At 29.9% G+C, this 24073-nt stretch carries 19 protein-coding genes; 10 read left to right on the plus strand and 9 right to left on the minus strand.

Annotated features, from left to right (window positions below; translation table 11 throughout):
- Positions 1-13: 13 nt before the first annotated feature.
- From E0E45_RS08710 to E0E45_RS08740, 7 genes are all read left to right on the plus strand, one after another.
- Positions 14-931 carry a dihydroorotate dehydrogenase gene (locus E0E45_RS08710; protein WP_130890807.1) on the plus strand — a complete coding sequence of 306 codons (918 nt, stop codon included), beginning with the start codon at positions 14-16 and terminating at the stop codon, positions 929-931.
- 26 nt (positions 932-957) lie between these two features.
- Positions 958-1683, plus strand: a complete 726-nt coding sequence (gene pyrF, locus E0E45_RS08715; protein WP_130890808.1) for an orotidine-5'-phosphate decarboxylase — start codon at positions 958-960, stop codon at positions 1681-1683.
- Positions 1677-2894: a dihydroorotase gene (locus tag E0E45_RS08720; protein WP_130890809.1), complete on the plus strand. Its 1218-nt coding sequence runs from the start codon at positions 1677-1679 to the stop codon at positions 2892-2894. The genes pyrF and E0E45_RS08720 overlap by 7 nt, the downstream gene beginning before the upstream one ends.
- Positions 2887-3510, plus strand: coding sequence for an orotate phosphoribosyltransferase (pyrE, locus tag E0E45_RS08725; protein WP_130890810.1), 624 nt, complete (start codon positions 2887-2889; stop codon positions 3508-3510). Before E0E45_RS08720 ends, pyrE begins: the two co-directional genes overlap by 8 nt.
- A gap of 269 nt (positions 3511-3779) precedes the next feature.
- Positions 3780-6374 (plus strand): cation-translocating P-type ATPase, encoded by a 2595-nt coding sequence (locus E0E45_RS08730; RefSeq protein ID WP_130890811.1) that lies wholly within the window; start codon positions 3780-3782, stop codon positions 6372-6374.
- 305 nt (positions 6375-6679) lie between these two features.
- Entirely contained in the window at positions 6680-7849 is a 1170-nt protein-coding gene (locus E0E45_RS08735) for a dicarboxylate/amino acid:cation symporter (protein ID WP_130890812.1), read from the plus strand.
- 190 nt (positions 7850-8039) lie between these two features.
- A complete protein-coding gene (locus tag E0E45_RS08740) occupies positions 8040-9233 on the plus strand; it encodes a pyridoxal phosphate-dependent aminotransferase (RefSeq protein ID WP_130890813.1) in 1194 nt (397 codons plus the stop codon).
- 125 nt (positions 9234-9358) lie between these two features.
- Here E0E45_RS08740 and msrAB read toward each other — a convergent pair whose 3' ends face one another.
- From msrAB to E0E45_RS08780, 8 genes are all read right to left on the minus strand, one after another.
- Entirely contained in the window at positions 9359-10768 is a 1410-nt protein-coding gene (gene msrAB / locus E0E45_RS08745) for a bifunctional peptide-methionine (S)-S-oxide reductase MsrA/peptide-methionine (R)-S-oxide reductase MsrB (RefSeq protein WP_130890814.1), read from the minus strand.
- Positions 10769-11082: 314 nt separating this feature from the next.
- Complete coding sequence (asrC, locus tag E0E45_RS08750) at positions 11083-12123, minus strand: sulfite reductase subunit C (RefSeq protein ID WP_130890815.1); 1041 nt, start codon at positions 12121-12123, stop codon at positions 11083-11085.
- A gap of 18 nt (positions 12124-12141) precedes the next feature.
- Positions 12142-12951 (minus strand): anaerobic sulfite reductase subunit AsrB, encoded by an 810-nt coding sequence (gene asrB / locus E0E45_RS08755; RefSeq protein ID WP_130890816.1) that lies wholly within the window; start codon positions 12949-12951, stop codon positions 12142-12144.
- A gap of 1 nt (position 12952) precedes the next feature.
- Positions 12953-13990 carry an anaerobic sulfite reductase subunit AsrA gene (gene asrA / locus E0E45_RS08760; RefSeq protein WP_130890817.1) on the minus strand — a complete coding sequence of 346 codons (1038 nt, stop codon included), beginning with the start codon at positions 13988-13990 and terminating at the stop codon, positions 12953-12955.
- A 286-nt stretch (positions 13991-14276) separates the two neighbouring features.
- On the minus strand, positions 14277-15095 hold the full coding sequence (locus tag E0E45_RS08765; RefSeq protein ID WP_130890818.1) for a peptidylprolyl isomerase: 819 nt from the start codon (positions 15093-15095) through the stop codon (positions 14277-14279).
- Positions 15096-15192: 97 nt separating this feature from the next.
- Positions 15193-15966: an ABC transporter permease gene (locus E0E45_RS08770; protein ID WP_130890819.1), complete on the minus strand. Its 774-nt coding sequence runs from the start codon at positions 15964-15966 to the stop codon at positions 15193-15195.
- Positions 15959-16822 (minus strand): ABC transporter permease, encoded by an 864-nt coding sequence (locus E0E45_RS08775; RefSeq protein ID WP_172604230.1) that lies wholly within the window; start codon positions 16820-16822, stop codon positions 15959-15961. Before E0E45_RS08775 ends, E0E45_RS08770 begins: the two co-directional genes overlap by 8 nt.
- On the minus strand, positions 16806-17939 hold the full coding sequence (locus E0E45_RS08780; protein ID WP_130890821.1) for an ABC transporter ATP-binding protein: 1134 nt from the start codon (positions 17937-17939) through the stop codon (positions 16806-16808). Before E0E45_RS08780 ends, E0E45_RS08775 begins: the two co-directional genes overlap by 17 nt.
- Positions 17940-18252: 313 nt before the next feature.
- Here E0E45_RS08780 and E0E45_RS08785 point away from each other — a divergent pair, with 313 nt between their 5' ends.
- Positions 18253-19884 carry a Na/Pi cotransporter family protein gene (locus E0E45_RS08785; RefSeq protein ID WP_130890822.1) on the plus strand — a complete coding sequence of 544 codons (1632 nt, stop codon included), beginning with the start codon at positions 18253-18255 and terminating at the stop codon, positions 19882-19884.
- Positions 19885-20033: 149 nt separating this feature from the next.
- The gene (locus E0E45_RS08790; protein ID WP_130890823.1) at positions 20034-20660 is read left to right on the plus strand and encodes a tetratricopeptide repeat protein; all 627 of its coding nucleotides are present in this window, start codon (positions 20034-20036) and stop codon (positions 20658-20660) included.
- A gap of 706 nt (positions 20661-21366) precedes the next feature.
- Here the strand turns inward: E0E45_RS08790 and E0E45_RS08795 are convergent.
- Complete coding sequence (locus tag E0E45_RS08795; protein WP_130890824.1) at positions 21367-22710, minus strand: CoA-disulfide reductase; 1344 nt, start codon at positions 22708-22710, stop codon at positions 21367-21369.
- A gap of 128 nt (positions 22711-22838) precedes the next feature.
- Between E0E45_RS08795 and E0E45_RS08800 the strand changes: the two genes are divergently transcribed.
- A complete protein-coding gene (locus E0E45_RS08800) occupies positions 22839-24011 on the plus strand; it encodes an aminotransferase class V-fold PLP-dependent enzyme (protein ID WP_232044083.1) in 1173 nt (390 codons plus the stop codon).
- Positions 24012-24073 lie beyond the last annotated feature (62 nt).

Below are 24073 nucleotides of genomic sequence, written 5' to 3' on the forward strand. Positions count from 1 at the left end.
CTGGAGGAAAAAAATGAATAGACTGGAAACTAAATTCTTAGGTGTCGATTTTAAGAATCCTATTGTCACATCATCTGGATGTTTTGGATTCGGACTTGAATATATAGATTATTTTGATCCAAATGTGCTTGGTGGAATAGTTGTAAAAGGGCTTACTATGGAGCCTAGAGATGGTAATTATGGGACAAGAATAGCAGAGACTCCTGGTGGTATGCTCAATTGTGTTGGACTTGAAAACCCTGGGATTGATTATTTTGAAACTCATATCTTAAAGGATATGAAAGAAGCTGGCATCACTACTAATATAATAGCAAATATCAATGGAAAAACTGTTGAGGAATATATAGAAATAGCTAAAAGAGTAGAAAAAATAAAAGAAGTGGATATAATAGAACTGAATATATCTTGTCCAAATGTAAAAGATGGGGGAATGGCTTTTGGAGCTAATCCAGAAGTTGCAGGAAGAGTTACAAGAGAAGTAAGAAAAGTAACTACTAAACCTCTTGTAGTAAAATTATCTCCTAATGTTACTGATATTGCATATATAGCTAAAGTTGTAGAAGAAAATGGAGCAGATGCTGTATCTCTTATCAATACTCTTTTAGGAATGGCTATTGATTTGAAAACTAAAAAACCTTTGCTGGGAAATACTTTTGGTGGATTTTCAGGACCTGCAGTTAAGCCTGTAGCTTTAAGAATGGTATATCAAGTATATAAAGCTGTAAATATTCCAATAGTTGGTATGGGGGGAATTTCTAGTACAGAGGATGCTCTTGAATTCATAATGGCTGGAGCTTCTATGGTATCACTTGGAACTGGTATATTCTTTAATCCTGTTCTTCCTGTAGAAGTAGCTGAAGGATTACAAAAATATTGTGAAGAAAATAATATTGAAAATATAAATGAATTAGTTGGTATAGCACACAGATAATAAAAACAAAAACTCTGGAGGGAAAAATGAACGCAAAAGATAGAATGATAATAGCACTTGACTTTCCTACTATGGAAGCTGCTAAAAATTTAGTTGAAAAAATTGGTGATGGAGCTACTTTCTATAAAGTAGGTCTTGAACTTTTCTTAAACTCAAAAGGTGAAATGATAGATTATCTTGCTTCTAAAGGTAAAAAAATATTTCTTGATCTTAAATTCCATGATATTCCAAATACAACAGCAATGGCTTCAGTTTTTGCTGCTAAACAAAATGTATTTATGTTTAATGTACATGCAAGTGGTGGAAAAAAAATGATGTCAAAAGTTGTTGAAGAAGTAAAATCTGTAAATCCTGATAATATAGTTATTGGAGTTACTGTTCTTACAAGTCTTTCTGCTGAAGATGTAGAAGAAACTTTTCACTCTAAATTATCTCTAGCAGAATTAGCATTAAATTGGGCTAAATTAGGAAAAACTGCTGGACTTGATGGAGTAGTATGCTCTCCTTGGGAAGCTAAACTTATAAAAGAAGCTTGTGGAAATGATTTTAAAACTGTATGTCCAGGTGTTAGACCTAGATGGTCAGCAACAAATGATCAGGAAAGAATTATGACTCCAAAAGATGCAATAGTAAATGGATGTGACTTCTTAGTTATTGGAAGACCTATAACTAAAAATGAAGACCCAGCAAATGCTGCTAAATTAGTAGCTGCTGAAATTGAAGAGGGAATGAAAGAGGCTGGACTATGTTAGTCAAAAACTGCAAAATCATTGATAAAGATGGAAAAGATATCATCACTGATATATTGATTGAAAATGGAGTTATCACTAAAATAGAAAAGAATATCTCTGCTCCTGCTGAAGAAATAATAGATGCAGAAGAGAAATATGTCCTTCCTGGTATAGTAGATGTTCACACTCACATGAGAGATCCTGGTCTTACTCAAAAAGAAGATTTTACTACTGGAAGTATGGCCTGTGCCAGAGGGGGAGTAACCACATTTGTAGACATGCCTAATACTATTCCAGTAACTGTTACAAAAGAGGCTCTTGCTGATAAAAAAGCCCTTATGAAAGGAAGAGCATATGTTGATTATGGATTCCATTTTGGAGGAAGTAAAAAAGATAACAGCAGTGAAATTAAAGATATAATAAATGAAACAGCATCTACTAAAATATTTCTTAATATGTCTACTGGGGATATGCTTATAGATGATGAAAAAACGGTTGAAAATATATTCAGAGAATCAAAAATAATATCTGTACATGCAGAAGAGGAAATGGTAGCAAAGGCTATTGAATTTTGTGAGAAGTATGACAAAGAACTTTATCTTTGCCACTTATCTAAAGCAAGTGAAGTAGAACTTTTAAAAGCTGCTAAAGCAAGAGGAGCAAAGGTATTTGGTGAAGTTACTCCTCATCATCTTTTCCTGAATACAGATGATGTAAATAAAACAGAAAGAAGCCAGCTTCTTCTTAGAATGAAGCCTGAACTGAAAGAAAAATCTGATAATGATGCTCTTTGGGCTGCACTTGCTGATGGTACTCTTGATACTATTGGTACAGATCATGCTCCGCATCTTATTGAAGAAAAACTTGCAAAACTTACTTTTGGAGTTCCAAGTGTAGAAAATTCTCTTGAAATAATGCTCAATGGAGTAAAAGATAGAAAGATAACTTTAAAAAGACTTATAGAAGTAATGTGCAGTAAACCTGCTGATATCTTTAAAATAAAAAATAAAGGTAAAATAGCTATTGGTTATGATGGAGATCTTGTAATTATAGATATAACTGATAATTCTCCTGTAAGGAATGATAAAGTAATAACAAAAGCAGGATGGACTCCTTATGAAAATCGTAATAAAGGTGGAAAAGTTTTAACAACTATATTAAGAGGTCAAATAGTTTATTCAAATGGTAAATTTAATGGATTATATGGGAGGGAAGTAAAATATTATGAGTAGAGCAAAAGAAGTAGCTAAATCATTATTACAAACAGGAGCAGTAAAGTTAAATGTAAAAGAACCATTTACATTTGTATCTGGTATCAAAAGTCCTATATACTGTGATAACAGAAAAATAATAGGATATTCTACAGAAAGAAAAGTTGTTGTTAAGGAATTTGTAAAAAAATTATCTGAAAAAGATTTCGATGTAGTAGCTGGTACTGCTACTGCTGGTATTCCTTGGGCTGCATTTATAGCTTGGGAAATGAATAAACCTATGAGTTATATCAGAGGAGAAAAGAAAGCACATGGTGCTGGAAGACAAATTGAAGGTGCTGACTTTGTTGGTAAAAAAGTAATAGTTATTGAAGATCTTATTTCTACAGGAGGAAGTTCTATCAAAGCTGTGGAAGCTGCAAGAAATGAAGGTGCTGCTTCTGTTGAAGTTGTTGCTATATTCTCTTATGAATTTGACAAAGCATTTAAAAACTTTGCTGATAATAATATTCCATGGGAATCATTATCAAACTTCTCTGCTCTTCTTGAATTAGCTAGAGAAGAAAAATATCTTACTGAAGAAGAAGCAGAAATAGCTTCATCATGGAATAAAAATACTGATACTTGGGGAAGATAAATTATTATTTCTTTCTCTATTGACAAAAGTATTTTTTTAGTATATGATCTGTATATAAGTATTAAAAGGGAGTAGTTGAAAATTATAGTATCAACATCACGAAGTCTATAAGACTATCTGGTACTATATACCTATCTTAAAGGTAACAAGACTTTTAATACAGAGATTATTGATTATCAATTCTCTGTATTGGAAGTCTTTTTTTTATGTAAAAGCAGGAATTGATAATAATTTAAGGAATATTAATATATAGTCTTATGGAGGGTGTCATGAAAAATTATTTTTCAAAATCGAAAGATGAAATCTTAAAAGAGTTCAATTCAAATGAAAAGGGACTCACAACTGGTCAGGTAGAAACTTCTATCGAAAAATATGGGTATAATCAGCTTAATGAAGAAAAGAAACTAAGTACTTTTACTGTATTTATTTCTCAGTTCAAAGATTTTTTAGTTATCATTCTTATTATAGCTTCTATTATTTCTCTTATTTCAGGTAATGAAGAAAGTACTATTGTTATTTTAGTTGTTATCATTATTAATGCTATACTTGGAACTGTACAGCATCTGAAAGCTGAGGAGTCTATCAGTAGTCTAAAAAGTCTTTCAGCTCCTAAATCAAAAGTTTTAAGAGATGGGGAAAAGGTAGAAATATTATCTAAATATCTTGTTCCTGGAGATATTGTCTTCATTGAAGCAGGGGACTTAGTTCCAGCAGATGGAAGAATTATTGAAAGCTTCTCCCTTCTGGTAAATGAAAGCTCTCTTACTGGAGAATCTGAAAGTGTAGAAAAAACAAGTGATATAATGGCTGATGGAGAACTTGCTCTTGGAGATCAAAAAAATATGGTCTTTTCTGGAAGTCTGGTAAGTTATGGAAGAGGTATTGTCATAGTTACCTCTACAGGAATGAAAACTGAACTTGGAAAAATTGCTTCTCTTCTAGAGGCTACAAAAGAAAAATCTACACCACTTCAAGTATCTCTTGATAATTTTGGTAAAAAACTTTCAATAGGAATAATCATTCTTTGTATAATTGTATTTGCAATAAATGTATTTCATGGAGTAAAAATGCTTGATTCTCTGATGTTTGCTGTGGCTCTTGCTGTAGCTGCTATACCAGAAGCTCTAAGTTCTATTGTTACTATAGTTCTGGCTCTTGGTACACAAAAACTTTCTAAAGAGAATGCTATTATAAAAAATCTAAAATCTGTTGAGTCCCTTGGTTGTGTTTCTGTAATATGTTCTGATAAAACTGGAACTCTTACACAAAACAAAATGACTGTAAAACAGGTATATATAAATAACAAAGTCTACAATGAAAAAGGAATGAATATACAAGATACTGGAGAATCTCTTATACTGAAGGAAAGTATCCTATGTAATGATGCTACAAGTGAAATAGGAGATCCTACAGAAATTGCTCTGATAAATCTTTCTGAAATAAATTATAATATGAACAGTAAAGAATTAAAAGAAAAATATCCTCGTATTTCAGAAATCCCATTTGATTCAGACAGAAAACTTATGAGTACAGTTCATGAAATTGATAATGAGATATTAATGCTTACTAAAGGGGCTTTAGACTCAATTCTTCCTAAAACTACTCATATTCTTGTTCATAATGAAGTGAGAGAAATTACTAAATCTGATATTGAAAATATAGAAAATATCAACACTATGTTTGCTGAAACTGGTTTGAGAGTATTGACTTTTGCTTATAAAGTATTGGATAAGAAAAGAGAAATCACTAGAGAAGATGAAGATAAATTTATATTCATTGGACTTGTTGGAATGATTGATCCTCCTAGAGAAGAATCTAAGGCAGCTGTTGAAAAATGTATTATGGCTGGAATAAAACCTGTAATGATAACAGGAGATCATAAAATTACTGCTACAACTATTGCTAAAGAAATAGGAATTTATCAGGATGGAGATAATGTACTTGAAGGTATTGAAGTTGAAAAAATGAGTGAAGAGGAACTTATCAATAAAGTTGCTTCTACTTCTGTCTATGCAAGAGTTTCTCCAGAACATAAAATAAGAATAGTAACAGCATGGCAGACATTAGGTAAAATATGTGCTATGACTGGAGATGGAGTGAATGATGCTCCTGCATTAAAAAGAGCTGATATAGGTATTGCTATGGGTATCACAGGAACTGAAGTTTCAAAAGATGCAGCTTCAATGATTCTTACTGATGATAACTTCTCTACAATAGTAAAAGCTGTAACTACTGGTAGAAACATTTATTCTAATATTAAAAATTCAATAAGATTCCTTCTGTCAGGTAATACTGCTGGTATTCTAGCTGTATTGTATTCATCTCTTGCAGGTCTTCCTGTAATTTTTGCTCCAGTACATCTATTGTTTATCAACCTTCTTACTGATAGCTTGCCAGCTATTGCTATTGGAATGGAACCTTCTCATGGAGATGTTCTTACAGAAAAACCTCGTGATCCAAAGGAACCTATTCTTACAAAAGAACTTGCTGGAAAAATACTTATTGAAGGATTATTAATTGCTATATTTGTAATGCTGGCTTTCTATATGGGATATCAAGGTGGAAATACTCTGAAAGGAAGTACAATGGCTTTTAGTGTTCTATGTTTAGCTAGATTATTCCATGGATTTAACTGTAGAGGAGGAAGCTCTATAATCGGATTAGGATTATTTTCTAATATGTTTTCTATAGCAGCTTTTGTTATCGGGTTTATACTATTGAATGGAATTCTTATTTTCCCAGTTTTCCACTCAATATTCCAAGTAGCACCTTTAGATATTAATGATTTATTATACATATATGGATTAGCATTCATTCCAACTTTAATTATTCAAATATCTAAATTTATTAAATATAAAAAATAATCATAATTATAACTTTTTTCAAAAGAGAGATCTGAGATTTTTCAGACTCTCTTTTTTTATTTAAAGGTATATACAGCATATATTAATTTTCTCCTACCTCTAATTAAAAATATCATTTAATAATAACTTTTATAAATATAACACACATTTTTTATAAATACTTTCATTTAAAGTATATTTTAAATAAATTTTATTTGATTTTTACTATAAAATATGATATCTTAATTATGACAAACAAAAACAATACAACATATTCTTTTTATTGGCGTTTTTGTTATAAAATAATATTTATAAAGGAGAATATCATGGGAAAAATCAAAGATAGTCTGATTTTAAAATTGATCCTTGGAGTAGGGATTGGATTAGTAGTTGGATTATACTGTAATGAAACTGTCATTGGTGTGATTCAATCTATTAAATTTATTCTTGGGCAGCTAATATCATTTACTGTTCCACTAATTATTTTAGGATTTATAGCTCCAGCTATAACTAAAATGAAATCTAATGCCAGCAAAATGCTTGGACTTATGCTTATGCTTGCATACTTTTCATCTGTAGGAGCTGCATTATTTTCAATGGTAGCAGGATTTATCCTTATACCTAAAATGCATATAGTTCCAAATGTAGAGGGATTAAAACATCTTCCTGAACTTATTTTCAAAGTGGAAATTCCACCTCCATTCACAGTTATGACTGCTTTAGTTCTAGCTCTTTTCTTAGGTCTTGCTGTTGTTTGGACACAATCTGAAAACTTTGAAAGACTTTTAGACGAGTTTAATAATATTATGCTTAAAATAGTTTATATGATTATTATACCCATACTTCCATTCTTTATTGCTTCTACTTTTGCTACACTTGCATATGAAGGTGGAATTACTAAACAACTTCCAGTTTTCTTAAAAGTAGTTATAATAGTTCTTATTGGACATTTTATCTGGCTTACAGTTCTTTACTCTATTGGAGGAGCTGTTTCTGGAAAAAATCCATTCAGTCTTTTGAAATTCTATGGACCAGCTTATTTAACAGCTGTAGGAACTATGTCTTCTGCTGCCACACTTCCAGTAGCATTGAGCTGTGCTAAAAAATCTGGTGCTTTAGATGAAGATATAGCAGACTTTGCTATCCCATTGGGAGCTACTGTACATTTATGTGGTTCTGTTCTTACAGAGGTATTCTTTGTAATGACAGTTTCTCAAGTATTATATGGACATCTTCCCGCATTTGGAACAATGGTTCTGTTCATAATTCTTTTAGGAATTTTTGCTGTAGGAGCACCTGGAGTTCCTGGTGGAACTGTTATGGCTTCTCTTGGTATCATCATCTCTGTACTGGGGTTTGATGAAAATGGAGTTGCTTTAATGCTTACTATATTTGCTCTTCAAGATAGTTTTGGTACTGCTTGTAATGTTGTTGGAGATGGAGCTCTTGCTCTCATCTTAAATGGTATATTTAAAAAAGATAAGCAAAAGGCTTAGTTAAATATATATGATATATGCCTATTGACCAGAGAATTTTCTGGTCAATTTTTTTTATTTAGTTGAGATTATTCCAAGGATTTTGAAAAAATTTTCTTCCATTTATTAATTTTAATAGTATTTTTTTCATAAATATGATAAAATGAAAAAGTTAACTAAAATAAAAAATATATATGATGGAGGGGATAATATGAATATATCAACAAGAGCTTTAGACATGAATTTTTCACCAATAAGAAAGTTGATTCCCCTTGCGGATGAAGCATCTAAAAAAGGAATTAAAGTATATAAGCTTAACATTGGGCAGCCTAATATAGTTACTCCTGATTCTTTCTTTGAAGGGCTTCATAGCTACAAGGAAAAAATCGTTACTTATTCTGATTCCAGGGGAATCCCTCAGCTTATCGAAAGTTTTGTAAAGAGCTACAAAGCTAGTGGTATAAATCTTGAAAAAGAAGATATTCTTATCACTCAAGGTGGAAGTGAAGCTATCCTTTTTACACTTATGTCAATTTGTAATGAAGGAGATGAAATTTTAGTTCCAGAGCCTTTTTATTCAAATTACTCAAGTTTTTCTATTTTTTCAGGAGCAAATGTAAAACCTATTCCTACTACAATAGAAAATAACTTTCATTTACCTTCAAGAGAGGAAATAGAAGCATTGATTACTCCTACTACTAGAGCTATAATGTTTTCTAATCCTGTAAATCCTACTGGAACTATATACACAGAAGAAGAAATAAAAATGATTGGAGAAATAGCTAAGAAATATGATTTATATATCATAGCTGATGAAGTTTACAGACAATTTGTATATGATGATACTCCATATACATCTGTTATGCAGTTTGAAGATCTTAAGGACAGAGTGGTATTAGTAGATAGTATCTCAAAACACTATAGTGCTTGTGGAGCTAGAATAGGACTTATTGCAAGTAAAAATCATGATCTTATGAATTATATCTTGAAATTCTGTCAGGCTAGACTTTGTGTATCTACTATAGAACAGCATGCAGCTGCTAACTTGATAAATACTATGGATAACTATTTAGAAGATGTTAAATTAAAATATAAGAGCAGAAGAGATCTTATTTATGGTTATCTTTCTAAAATACCTGGTGTTGTCTGTTCTAAACCTGAAGGAGCTTTCTATATCTTTGCAAAACTTCCAGTAGATAATGCTGAAAAATTTGCTAAATGGCTTCTTACAGATTATTCTTATGAAAACAAGACTCTTCTTATAGCTCCGGGACCTGGATTCTATAAGACAGAAGGTAAAGGAGAGCAAGAAGTAAGACTATCCTTTTGTACTAATGTAGATGATATTGAAAATGCTATGATAGTTTTAAAAAGAGCTCTTGAAGAATATAATAGAGATAAATAATATATTAAAGGTGACAAAAAGTCAAAATTATATTTTGCTTGTCACCTTTTTTATTATTGAAAGATTTAAAGTCAGTCAAATATTTCACTTCTATTTTTAATTAAAAGTTTATTCTTTATCTCTACTTATTTTACTAGGGGAATTAAATACCCATATCCTTCTGCCTCCATGTCTGATAAAGGTATAAATTTTATAGATGCACTATTTATACAAAATCTTAATCCCCCTTTATCTTTAGGTCCATCATTGAAAACATGTCCTAAATGAGCTTCCCCTGACCTGCTTTTTACTTCTGTTCTAACCATATTAAAACTTTTATCTTCATGATATGTTACAACATCTGGAATTATTGGTTTAGTAAAACTTGGCCAGCCACACATTGAATTATATTTATCCTTTGAAGAAAATAGAGGCTCTCCTGTTGTAACATCAATATATATTCCATCTTCAAAAAAATTCCAGTATTCATTTGAAAATGACATTTCTGTGTTTGCATTTTGAGTAATATTATATTGTTGTGCTGTTAATTTTTCTCTTAATTCTTGTTCATCTAATTTAGGATATCTATTTTTATCAATTATAATTTCACTGGCTTTCGAAAGATCAATATGACAATAACCATTTGGATTTTTCTTTAAGTAATCTTGATGATAATCTTCTGCTGCAAAAAAGTTTTTTAAACTTTCAGATTCCACTACAATTTTATTTGTGTATACTTTTTGTAATTCTTTTAATTCCTGATCTATTATTTTTTTATCATCTTCATTTAAAAAATATATTCCTGTTCTATATTGACTTCCTCTGTCATTTCCTTGCTGATTTAAAGTAGTTGGATCAATAATCTTAAAGTAATACTTTAACAAAGTTGAAAGATTTATTTTATCTGCATCATAAGTTACTTGGACTGTTTCTGCATGTCCTGTATTTCTATATACTACATCTTCATATTTTGGATTTTCCATTTTTCCATTAGCATATCCAGGTACAGCATTTACTACACCATATATTCTTTTCATATAGGCTTCTACACCCCAGAAACATCCTCCTGCCAAATATATTTCTTTGATGTTTTCTGAATCTTTTATCATTTTCTTATTTACTTCTATTGTATTTTCTATAGTTATTTTATTTTTAATATTTAAAGCTTTTTCTATATCTACTTTTGAAAGCTGTCCAGGATAATATTTTTCTATTTCCCCTTTTTCATTTATAAATATTGATGTAGGATAAGCTTTTATATCTACTATTTTTAATAACTGACCTTGCTCATCAATAAGTACTTTAATATTTTTATATTCTAAAGAATTATACCATTCTTTAAACTCTTTTGTTTCCTTTTCTCCATTCTTTCCTGGAAAAACTATAGTTGCTATCTCAAATTCTGTTGTATTTTTACTCATTTCATTTAATTCTTCTAAACCTGATAAACAAATTGGACACCAAGAAGCCCATGCTTTTAAATAAGTTTTTTTACCACTTTGAGTAAATGAATATTCTTTGCCATTTATATCTTTAATATCTACTAGATCTTTCATATTATTTTCCTCCTTTATTAAGTTTATATAACATTACTTATTTGTAAGATACAATTTTTCTAATATGAATATTTTTTACAATTACATATGTTATTAAGTGTATAATCTTATTTTATGTGAATGATAAAAATAATCTATTCTCAACCTATACTTTTAAAACAAATTTTAGATTATTTTTATATCCAATATTATTCTATTACTATTAACCTCTTCTAATTCCTTTAAACACTTTATTAAATTTTTATATTTTATCTCTAAAAATAAAAAAAGTTTTAAAACTTTTAATACAGTTCTAAAACTTTTTCATTTTTTATTTATTTAGTATAATCCTCTCCAGGACTTGGAATATCTTTAACAGCTCTTAGATTTATATTAGCTCTATACTCTGTTTCAGCCCATAAAACTCTTTGTGCTACTAATGCTTCTGGATTTAATTCTACATCTTTTAGTATTAAATCTTTAAATTTTGCATATCCTGCTCTGTCAATAAGATGTCCACCATGGAGATATACTGGTTTATGATGAAGAACATTAGCTGAGAAGTTTTGCCAGTTTTGGATTACTTTTATTACTACATCTTCTGTAACCCAGTTTAAAAACATTTTTCCCATTCTTGGATATTGTTTTCCTGTCCTTCCTCCAATTAGTACTCTATACAATTTTTTAGTAGGTCTTACCCATGCTGAAGCTGGACATGCTTCTACACATTCTCCACACCCTACACAGCAGCAGCTGTCTTTTTCTATCTTATTATTTACTAATTTAAGTACTCTTGTAGCTGCATGTTCACATACTTTTACACATCTTCCACACCCAATACATCTATCTTTCAGATAGATTGGTTTTGTAACTCCAAGTATACCAAAGTCATTGAAATGTCCTTTAGCACAATCATTAGGACATCCTGCTATCGCTATTTTTATATGATAATGACTTGGAAATATCTCTTTTTCTATTTTCTTAGCTAACTCAAAAGTATTTATATTTGCTTTTATACAATGAGAATTACCTATACAAGCCATTATATTTCTTGCTCCTATTGTTGGATACCCAGCTTCATTGACATCCATATCAACATTACACATTTCTACTTCAATATCTTTGATGTACTCTTCCAGATATTTATTTACTTCAGGAATACTTTCATATTTTATTCCAGGAGCATTTAATGTCTGTCTCATTCCTAAGTGGAAAGTCCCATTTCCCCAAGTTTCTGCAATATATTGAATTGTACTCAAATATTTTGCCTTAACAAGCCCTCCAGGTACACGCATTTGAAGCATAAATTCTCCAGGTACTTTAGATTGGCGGAAACAGTTTAACTTCAATTTATTTATATTCATATCATGTTTCATGATTATTCCTCCTCAAAATTAATCAACTAAATTTTTAGCTTTTGAATAATTAAATACAGGTCCTTCCAGACACACATAAGTTTCATCTATTCTGCAGTGACCACATTTCCCAACTGCACAAGACATTTTTCTTTCAAACGAAAGCCAAATATTTTCATCAGGAATTCCTATTTTTTTAAATTCAAGAGCTGTATATTTCATCATTACAGGAGGACCAACAATTATTATTTCTAAATCATTAAAATCTTTACATAAAAGCTGTAATTGTGGAACATATTCAGTTACTAATCCAACACATTCTCCATCTATACCACACCCTTTATCAACAGTTAAAGTTAGTTGAAACTTCTCTCTCCAATTTAAAAGATCTTCTTTAAACAACACAGATTCCATATCTTTAAATCCGAATAGAAGCTCTAAAGATTTTACTGTTTCAGAATTTTTATATATATAGTTTATAAAACTTCTAATAGGGGCAAGACCAGAACCTCCAGTTACAACAATTACATTTTTTCCTTTATAGTTTTCCAAATTAAATCCTTTTCCATAAGGACCTCTCATAGGCATAATAGATCCAGGTTTTAATTTAAAAAGTTCATCTGTTACAATTCCTACTTTTCTTATAAGAAATTCTAACCAGTTTTCTTCAATAGAAAAATTTGTTATAGAAATTGGACATTCTCCTACTTTAGGAAGAGAAATCTGCATAAATTGCCCAAATTGAACTTTAGATACATCTTTATATTCTACACGAAACAACCATTCTAAATCAGTCATTTTTGTTATATTTAAAATTTTATGTGGTTCAGGCAATAAAATATTTTCCATTTTATTTTACCTCCTTATTAAGTTTGTCAACCTCTTGAGCTAATCTATTAACAGCATGAATAAAAGAGATACCTACTGGACATCTTTCATCGCATCTACCACATCCTACACACATCTGATACTCTTTAAAGAGAGCTTTGTGATCATGTATTTTATGTAAAACTTTAAATCTCATTTTATCCCCTGGAGTATTTCTAAAGGAATGTCCCCCAGCTATAGATGTAAATCCATCTATATGACATGAGGCATGCATTCTCCTTCTTTCTCCTGCATCTGTATCTGAAGAATAATTTATATCATATGTTGTGAAACATGTACAAGTTGAACAAGCTACTGTACAGCTTCCACATTCCAAACATCTTTTATCATACTCTTTCCACATATCTAAAGTTTTTATCTTATTTTCTATTTCTTTGGAATTAATCTCTGGAATTCTTACCTCTCTTTGATTTTGAGATACTGGAGTCACAGCAAAATCATTTTTTTCATTTTCACTAAAATATTCATTAAATTCATTCTCTTTATTTTCCAGCATTATTCCTTCTTCTAGGAATTTTACTCCAAATACATATTCTTCTGCTTTATTAGTTTCCATAGAAACACAGAAACATGTATCCCATCCATTAGCTGGGCATTCCATAAGAATGAATTTTGTTTTTTCTCTTATTCTCTTATAATAAGGATCTTCGTAGTTACCATTTTTTAAATAGATATCATCAAATCTTTTTATTGCATTAATGTCACAAGCTCTTGCAAATATAAGGATATCTCTTTCATCTTTCAATTGACTTTCTGTATATTTTCCCTCAATAAAATACATAATAGTCTGATTAAGAGGCATAAAAACTTCCTTGGCTGCATAAGTTGACTTAACATCATAAATAATTTCTTTAACTGAGTTTATTTCATCATATCTTATTACATCAGTATCAGAATATCTTCCTTGACCTTCAAATCTTTTTGGAGCATATATTCTATACTCCTCTCTCATCTTATTGATAATCTGGTCAAATTTTTCATTAGATATAAAATAGCCCATTTCTCCACTTCCTTTTTTAAAAATAATTTAATTTCTACAATAGTTACATTCTTATCTAATTTATAACATATAATCAATTTTTTATCAAATTCGCTATTTTTTACAATTATATTCTTTATTTCTAATTTTAAACGTTTTTTATGCAACTATAATACTTTGTTATATATCTATAAAAAAAACAAATTGTTTAAATATAGTTTGTTTAACTTGAATTTATTATCCAAAAAATAAAAAAAGGTAATTTCTATATCTCTATAGAAGTTACCTTTTAATTCAATATTAACTATTAGAATTCTGTTGATTCTTCATCAGAAGAAACCACACCTTTTATTTTTTTCTCAGTAGCTCTTATTAATCTTGGTATAAAATATTCTTTATCTTCTCCTGCATCATCATTTTTTCTAGTATATATATTTTCTAATTCTTCTCTATACTCAGCAACTTTTCCCCCATAAGTTGAAATATCTTTTACAGGATATTGTTTTAAGTTTGGATATTCTTTATCTAATATTGCATTCCATTCATCAACTTGATCTTTATGTAATGAAAGGATAAGATCAACATCTCCACTGAATTTTATCTCTTTAATAACATCTCCAACTTCAAGTTTTCTTATTTTTTCAAAATCAGAATCACTTATGTATTCACCAAATATAGTATGTTTTCCATTTAACCATTCAGCAGGATATAAAGTCATGAAATATTGTGATCCACCTGTATTAGGTCCTGCATTAGCCATAGCAAGCATACCTTGTTGAAAGAAATCTAGCCAGTTAACTATTTCATCAGGAATAAAATACCCTGGTCCACCAGTTCCAGTTTCAGTAGGATCTCCACCTTGAACAACAAAGTTCTCTACAGCACGATGTATTTTAGTATTATCATAATAACCTCTTTTAGCCAGATTAATAAAGTTAGCAACAGTAATAGGTGCTGCTTCTGGATAAAGATAAAAATTTATTTCCCCTTGTGTTGTTACAAACGTAGCTCTTACATCATTGTATCTTGCAACTTCCTGACTATTAATCATTTTTTTCAAACTTGAACAAGAAACTGCACTCACAAAAATTAGTCCCATTAATAAAAATTTAAATATATTTTTCATATCAGTCTATAATCCTCCTGTAATTTGAATGTAATTACTATTCTCTATATTCTCTGTTATAATTATACTATACTTTCATATGTTATTACAAGTCTAATTATTTAACAAAATATTTTTGTAAACTTTTTGTAGACAAAGTTAATATTATTGATATTCCTATTAATAATACAGAAAGTGCGTTTATAACTGGTGAAACTCCCAATCTAATCATAGAATATATTCTTAATGGGAGGGTAGAAGATCCTGGCCCTGCCACAAAAAAAGTAGTTACAAAATCATCAAAAGACAGAGTAACAGATATTAAAAATCCAGATACTATTCCTGGAAGAATAGCTGGTATTATTACTTTTCTCAAAGTTTGAAGCTCTGTAGCTCCAAGATCATAAGCTGCTTCAACTATTGAATAGTCAAACTCTTCTAATCTTGATAAAATAATAAAAAGCACAAAAGGTATATTGAAAGTTGTATGTGCTATAAATATAGTTGTTAAACCAAGTTCAAATTTTATTGTAGCAAATAAAATCAAAAGTGACACTCCAAGTATTATCTCAGGTATCACCAATGGAATATAAGTTAAAAGCTGCAATGCTTTCTTGCCTTTAAAGTCATACCATTGAAGTCCAATAGCTCCCAGTGTTCCTATCACTGTAGAAATTATCCCTGACAATACAGCTATAAATACACTGTATCTAAATGCTTTCCAAATGTTATCTGAATACATAAAAAGCTCTTCATACCATTTTAAAGAAAATCCCTTCCAAACCATAGATTTTCCTTCATTGAAAGAGTAAACAATCAATATAAGCAATGGAAGATAGAAAAACAGCATTGAAAGTAAAAAGAAAAATAATGAAGTTCTTCTCTTATTCATTTTCACCAACTCCTTCATCAAGTCTCATCTTTCTATTGCTTAATTTCATAAAAATAAGTATTGCAATAGATGTTACCAGTATCAAAGCACCTGATATAGTTGATGCTAAAGGCCAGTTTCTAGTAACTGTTAAGTGCTGTGCTATTATATTTCCCAACATAGTAGCCTGTGTTCCTCCAACTAATTTTGGAACAGCATAAGAACCCAATGTAGGAATAAATGTAAATAGAACTGCTGTTATTATTCCTGGTTTTATATTAGGCATAAATATTTTGAAAAATGCCTGTCCATTTGTAGCTCCTAAATCTCTTGCAGCTTCCATTAAAGAAAAATCAAATTTTTCTATTACTGCATAAAGAGGAAGTATAGCAAAAGGCAGACTTGTATATACTGATATTACTATTACAGCTCCTGTATTGTAAAGAAACTGCAATGGCTCATTTATTATTCCCAGTTTCATAAGAATAGAATTAAGGAATCCATTATTCCCAAGAAGTGCTATCCATGCATATATTCTTATTAGAAAATTTGTCCAAAATGGTACAATTACTAGAAACAGAAGCTCTTTTTTATACTTAGATCTAGCTATGTAGTAAGATGTAGGTATAGACAAAAGAACCGTAAACATAGTTACCATTACAGATATATATATAGTTTTTAGAAGTATAGTCAGAAATACTCTGTCTGTAAAGATATAAAAACTAGCAGTAGATAATTCTAACTCTACTCCTCCATAAGTTCCTTTTTTCAAAAAAGCATATGCCAGTACAATAACCATTGGTATCATAAAGAAAATTATGAGCCATATAGTTATTGGCAGAGTATACAAAGTTCCTAGTTTATTTTTCTTCACCAGCTCTCACCTCTACTAAAAATCCATCATCTGCATCCCAAGATATGTAAGCATCTTCATCCCACCAAATAGCTCCTTCATCATTATCATCAAAATATACAGCATGCTGTTTAAAAACTTTAAATGGATTTTTTTTATCATTATTCAGCCACACAAAGTATTTACTTTGAAATCCAGAATAGATAACTTCATCTACATATACTTTCAATATATTATAATTTTCGTGTAATTTTTTAGGCATAGTTTTAGATAATTTTATCTTTTCAGGTCTTATCGATACTTGTACATAATCTCCTACTTTTGCTGGCTTATCCATTTCAAAAATAAGCTCTCCTAAATCATCATTTACAAGAGTTGCATATGTTTCATCTTGTATAGATTTTATTTTTCCATCAAAGAAATTATTTTCTCCTATGAAATCTGCTACAAAAGAATCTGCAGGAGCTTCATATACTTCTGCTGGTGTTCCTACTTGCAGAACCTTTCCTTCATTCATTACAGCAATTCTGTCAGAGATGGAAAGTGCCTCCTGCTGGTCATGTGTAATAAAAATAAATGTTATTCCTACTTCATCATGAATAGTATCCAATTCTATCAAAAGATTTTGTCTTAGTTTAGCATCAAGAGCGGATAATGGTTCATCCAAAAGAAGTACTCCTGGTTTATTTATCAAAGCTCTAGCAATAGAAACTCTCTGTTGCTGTCCTCCAGATAATTGATTTGGTTTTTTATATATATGTTCACTCAGCCCCACCATTTTAATAAATTTCTTTACTTCTTCATCAATAGTTGCTTCATCCAATTTTTTTATTCTTAGAGGAAATGCTACATTTTCATATACACTTAAATGCGGAAATAAAGCATATTTCTGAAATATGGTATTTACATTTCTTTTATTAGGAGGAAGTGATATTATATCTTCATCTCCCAGATAAATAGCTCCACTGTCAGGTTCTATGAATCCAGCAATCATTCTTAAAAGTGTAGTTTTTCCACATCCTGAAGGTCCCAAAATAGAGAAAAATTCTCCATCTTCTATATTTAAATTGATGTTCTTTAATACTTGAACTCCATCATAGCTCTTATTGATATTTTCAATTTTAATATCTTTTTTTCCCAATCTTTTTTTACCTCCACTTTTGATCTATTTTCTGTTTTAATTAATATTTTTTATAATATTTTCAATACCTCTCCTTAAATATTATGTTAATTAAAAATCACATCCTTAATTATACCATAGTTGAGAATATTTTAAAATATTTTATCTAGAATTTCCAAAACTTTTTCGAAAAAACTGCTAAAATTAAAAATAAATAAGAGTATAATTGAAGAATCTTAGAAAATATGTTATGATATCCTTGAAATTTTTTTTACATGATTTTTACATTAGACTTATGTTAAATAAAAAATTTAAATAATTCAGGAGGAAATTAATGTATTTAGACGTCTTTTTTAAGGTGGTAGGAGGACTGGGCCTTTTCCTTTATGGTATGGAAAATATGTCTTCTGGAATGCAGAAAATAGCTGGAGAAAAATTGAAAAAAACTCTGGCAGCTCTTACTACTAACAGAATAATGGCTATCATTATGGGGATATTTGTAACAGGAATGGCACAATCTTCATCAGTAAGCACTGTTATGACAATAGGTTTTATAAACGCTTCCCTTCTTACTCTTCAGCAAGGACTTGGAGTTATTCTTGGAGCCAATGTTGGAACTACTATTACTGGTTGGCTGTTAGCCCTTAACATTGGTAAATATGGACTGCCAATAGTTGGATTTGCTGCCATCACATTTATGTTTCTAAAAGGTGAAAAAAGCAGAACAAGAGCTCTTACAATAATGGGATTTGGATTTATCTTTTTAGGACTTGAATTAATGAGCACAGGATTAAGTCCGCTGAGAACACTTCCTGAATTTATAGAATTATTTCACTCATTCAAAGCACATACATTCTTAGGAGTTATAAAAGTGGCACTTGTTGGTGCTCTTCTTACTGGTGTTGTCCAATCTTCAGCTGCTACTCTGGGAATTACTATAACTTTGGCTGTACAAGGACTTATTGATTACCCTACTGCTGTAGCACTTGTACTTGGAGAAAATGTTGGTACTACTGTTACTGCATTATTTGCTTCTATTGGAGCAAACTCTAATGCTAAAAGAGCTGCTTATGCTCATACTCTTATTAATATAGTTGGAGTTATTTGGGCAACAATTTTATTCAAACCATATTTAAAATTATTAGAAAATTTTTCCGATCCTGCTGTAAATATGTCTACTGCAATAGCTACTGCACATACAATTTTCAATATAGTCAATGTCATTTTATTTATTCCATTTATTGGATATCTTGCTAAGTTCCTATGTAAAATTGTTAAGGATGATGATAATGGTATTGTAAAAGTAACTCGTTTAAGTTCTCTGATGGTAACTCTTCCTAGTGTTATTATTAGTCAAACTAAAACTGAAGTATTGGCTATGGCTTCTAATATTAAAGAAGTTTTCTTTAAACTGGAAGAACTTTATTATGATGATTCCAAACTAGAAACATATTGTGAAGAAATAAATGAAATTGAATATAAACTTGACCTCTATGAAAAAGAAGTATCAGATGCAAATTTCTCTATTCTTAATAAAGGATTACAAGCATCTTATGTAGAGCAAACAAGGGGAAATCTTATCACATGTGATGAGTATGAAACCATCAGTGATTACCTTGCCAGAGTATCTAATGGTTTAAAAAGATTAAAAACTGATGATATTCAGCTTACCAGCATAAAAAAAGAAACTCTTCAAAAACTCAATAGTATGGTTTTCGATTTCTTTGATGATATAAACAAAGCTTATGATACAAATAACAAAGAATTATTTATTGTTTCTATTAAAAAATATACTGCTATAAAAAATCTTTATAAAGAAGCAAGAAATGAGCATTTTGCCAATGAAGCCACAAATAATGATATAATGCCTTCTAAATTAAGTACTGGATATATGGATATTTTAAACTACTATAGAAGAGCAACAGATCATATTTACAATATAATAGAACACTTTGCTAAAATTTAATTTCAATCGTTAACAGCTGCCATCAAAAAGCAGCTGTTTTTTTATTTGCAACTTAAATTTGACAAAATATAAAGTGAAATCGGTTGAATGCAACTATTAAATATAGTAGAATATGATTATTATAAAGCATATCTAAATAGGAGGAGCTTATGAAAAGTATATTGTCACAAGAAACAATAAATATTTTAGAGCAAATGGACTATCTTGAAGATATTTTAAAAACTGTATATTCTGGAATAGACAAAGGACTTTATACAGAGGAAGAAATGAAAAATGATCTTGAAGCGGTTTTATGGCTTTCTTATGCCTATATTAATTATGATACTTATCCTGCATATTTAAAAGCTGAAAGATTATTGAAAAGAGTTGAGCAGCAGGGAGAAAAAAAGGGAGTTTGGTGCTACCGTTATGCTTCATCTCTTCTCTTTTTAAAAAAATATGATCTAGCACTGAAATACTGCAAACAAGCTGTTGAAAATGATCCTGAATATCCTTGGGGATGGCTGCTTTTAGCAAAAATGTATTATAAATTTAATGAAAAAGAAAAGGCTTTTGAAGCTATAGAAGCTGGATTAAAACTTGTTCCAGATGACTATGAATTTACTACTTTAAAAAAAGAAATAGAAGCTGGAGAAAGTTTTGCAAAAATAATAAATCACTATATTGATGAAGAGTATGACAAATCTCGTGAAGATGAAGATAGACTGGAAAGACTAGAAAAAGAAATTGCTGAATACAGAAAAAGATATGAAGGAAAACCAAAACAAAAATGTTAGTTTACAAAAAAAGCCCATGTGGGCTAAAATAGGCAGTCATCTAAAATATTAATTCAGATGATAGATTTTTAAAAGAACTACTGGGGGTAGAACTTTTAATTATTTTAACAAAAAACACAATAAAAGTCAATTAGAATCTTAAAATGTATATTTTATTCGTTTTAAAGAAAAAAATAAAATTACACCTACAAAAAATTAATTTTAGATAAAAAGAGCTAAACTTGTATTGTCTAAAAATTTTTCATAAATTATCATATAAAATAATTTATAAATTTTATCATCACTATATATAATTATATTTCCAAAAATCTCATTATCAGGTATATTTTGAGGATTTAAAATAGTAAAAAAAAGCTCATTTACAGTTATATAATATTCATTAGAATCATTTTTAATAACCATCAAACCAAGTTTTGGTTTGCCATAGCAAAGATATAATATTGATCCATTTTTAGGCGTTACTCTGCTAAAGAATATATTCTTTATCTCACATCACCATCCCTTCTAATTTGAATTAAAGTTCAAAAATGATAACTATATCCTATATACAAATTATAACATTTTTAAAAGAAAAAATCAAATTTTAAGATGATAATGATATATCAAATTTTGTATCAAAGTTTATTATAATGGATATTATGAAATAAAAAAAGCTGTTATAAATTAGTAGTTACTGATCTATGACAGCTTTGTCTTTTATATATACTTATTTAGCTAGATTTCCAGCAACATTTAAAGGATCCCAAGTAAGTGAAAATGGTGGAGCATAGCATAAATCTAAGTAAGCAAGTTCTTCTGTTGTCATTCCTTTATCTATTGCTGCTGCTAGCACATCTACTCTTAAAACAGCTCCTTTTTTTCCAATAAGCTGCCCTCCTAAGATTTTTTTAGTATCTGCATCATATATAAGTTTTACAAAAATATCTTCCTGTCCTGGATAATAAGAAGTTTGATTTTTATCATGTACAAATACAGATTTATAATTTATTCCCATTTTTTCAGCTTCATCTGATGATATACCAGTTCTTCCAGCTTCTAAGTCTAATACTTTTATTGCAGCTGAACCTAATGTTCCTTCAAACTCTTTATCTTTTCCAGCAAGATTTTCTCCCACTACTCTTCCTATTTTATTTGAAGTAGTAGCTAATGGAATATATACATTTTCTTTCTTTATCTTGTGATAAACTGTTGCACAATCTCCTGCAGCATAAATACCTTTTATACTGCTTCTTCCTCTGCCATCTATAATTATAGCTCCATTTTTTAAAGTTTCAATTCCTGTTCCCTCTAAAAATTTTGTATTAGGTCTTACTCCTGTTGCTAAAATAACTATATCAGCAGGATAAGAACCTTTATTAGTTTTTACTCCAGAAATTTTTCCATCTTTTCCTTCAAATTCAGAAACAGCTTCATCTAAATTTAAAATTACATCTTTATGTCCTCTTAATTCAGCTTCCATTATATCAGTTATTTCCTTATCAAAACTACCTGGTATAACTCTGTCTCCCAATTGAATTATTCTTACTTCTTTTTTTAAATTAACAGCTGCTTCTGCTGCCTCTAACCCTATATAACCCGCTCCTATTATCACTACTTTTTTATTTTCTTCTTTCATCATTGCTTTTTTTAGAATTATCCCATCACTAAATTCTTTTAATGTAAATACATTTTCCAGCTCTATATTTTTTATTGGTGGTTTTACTGCAGAAGCTCCAGTAGTAATTATCAATTCATCATATTTATCATTGAATATTTCTCCAGTTGCCTTATTTTTTACTGACACCTCTTTTTTCTCACTATCTACTCCAATAACCTCATGTCCCATTTTAACTATTATTCCCTCTTTTTGAAATTGTTCTAAAGGTTTAGCAATCATTCTTTGAGAATCATCATAAAAATTTCCTACATAATATGGAAGTCCACAGCTTCCCCAAGAAATTATATCTGTCATTTCATATACTGTTATTTCAAGGTCTTTTTTCTCTCTTTTGGCTTTTGAAGCAGCACTCATTCCAGCAGCTACTCCTCCTACTATTATTATTTTTTTCATAATACATCCCCTCACTTAATGTATGTTTTCTTTTATTATTCAATCTGAAACAACCTTTTCCTTTTCTTTATTATAATTTCCATTTTCTTTTTTATAATGATATAATATTAAAAATAATTCAATTACTCATGGAGATGATTATCATAGATAAAAAAGTTTATTATTTTGACAATTCTGCGACTTCTTTCCCTAAACCTGAATCTGTTTATAAAAGTTTTGAAAAAGCTATCAGATTTTATGGTGCTAATCCTGGAAGAGGAGGTCATAGAATGGCCGTTGAAGCTTCTAAAGCCATCTATGAAACAAGAGAAAAAATAGCTGCCCTTTTTAATATTAAAAATCCACTTCAGATAGCTTTTACTTATAATTCAACATATGCTTTAAATTTTGCAGTAAAGGGCATTATTCCAAAAAATTCTCACATAATTACTACTTCTCTTGAACATAATTCTGTTTTAAGACCAGTTTTTTATGAAAAAGATGAAAACAATGCTCGTATATCTATTATTTCTCCTTCTGAAGACGGAAATATTCATTCTGAAAATGTTATAAATGCTATGACTTCTGAAACAAAGGCAGTTATTCTTACTCATATGTCTAATGTCACTGGTGCTATAATTGACTTGCTTCCAATCACTGCCGAGGCAAGAAAAAGAAATATTTTAACAATAGTTGATGTTTCACAAAGTGCTGGTTTTTTAGATATAGATGTAGAAAAATTAAAAATAGATGTACTTTGTTTTACTGGTCATAAATCTTTATTTGGAATACAGGGAACTGGAGGAATATATATCAGAGATGAAATTAAAATTTCTCCAATAATTGAAGGAGGTACTGGCAGTTTCTCGAAAATGAAAAGACAGCCTCTTTCTATGCCAGAAGTTCTTGAAGCTGGGACTCTCAACACTCCTGGTATAGTGAGTCTTGCAGCAGGAATAGATTTCCTTAATTCTGTTGGTTTAGAAAATATAAGAAAGCATGAAAATAATCTTACTAAAAAATTTATAGAAGGTTTAAAAGATATGGAAGAAATAATAATTTATGGTCCAGAAAAAAGAGGCCCAGTAGTTACAATCAATATAAAAGGTGTAGATTCTGGAGATCTTGCTGCCTATCTTGATGAAGAATATGGCATACTTACCAGAGCAGGTATTCACTGTGCTCCTTTGGCTCATGAGTCTATGCACTCTGGAGAAAATGGAGGAGTTAGATTTTCTTTTGGGTACTTTAATACAGAAGAAGATATCACTTATGCTATTAATACTCTTAAAAATATAGTTTCAGATTTTAAAAATATTTAGTTTTTTAAAAAAAGTGTTGCACAAAAAGAAAATATATGGTATTATAATTCTTGTGTCAAGCA

It is taken from the genome of Fusobacterium ulcerans ATCC 49185 (genome assembly GCF_900683735.1).
In the GTDB taxonomy this organism is placed as follows: domain Bacteria; phylum Fusobacteriota; class Fusobacteriia; order Fusobacteriales; family Fusobacteriaceae; genus Fusobacterium_A; species Fusobacterium_A ulcerans_A.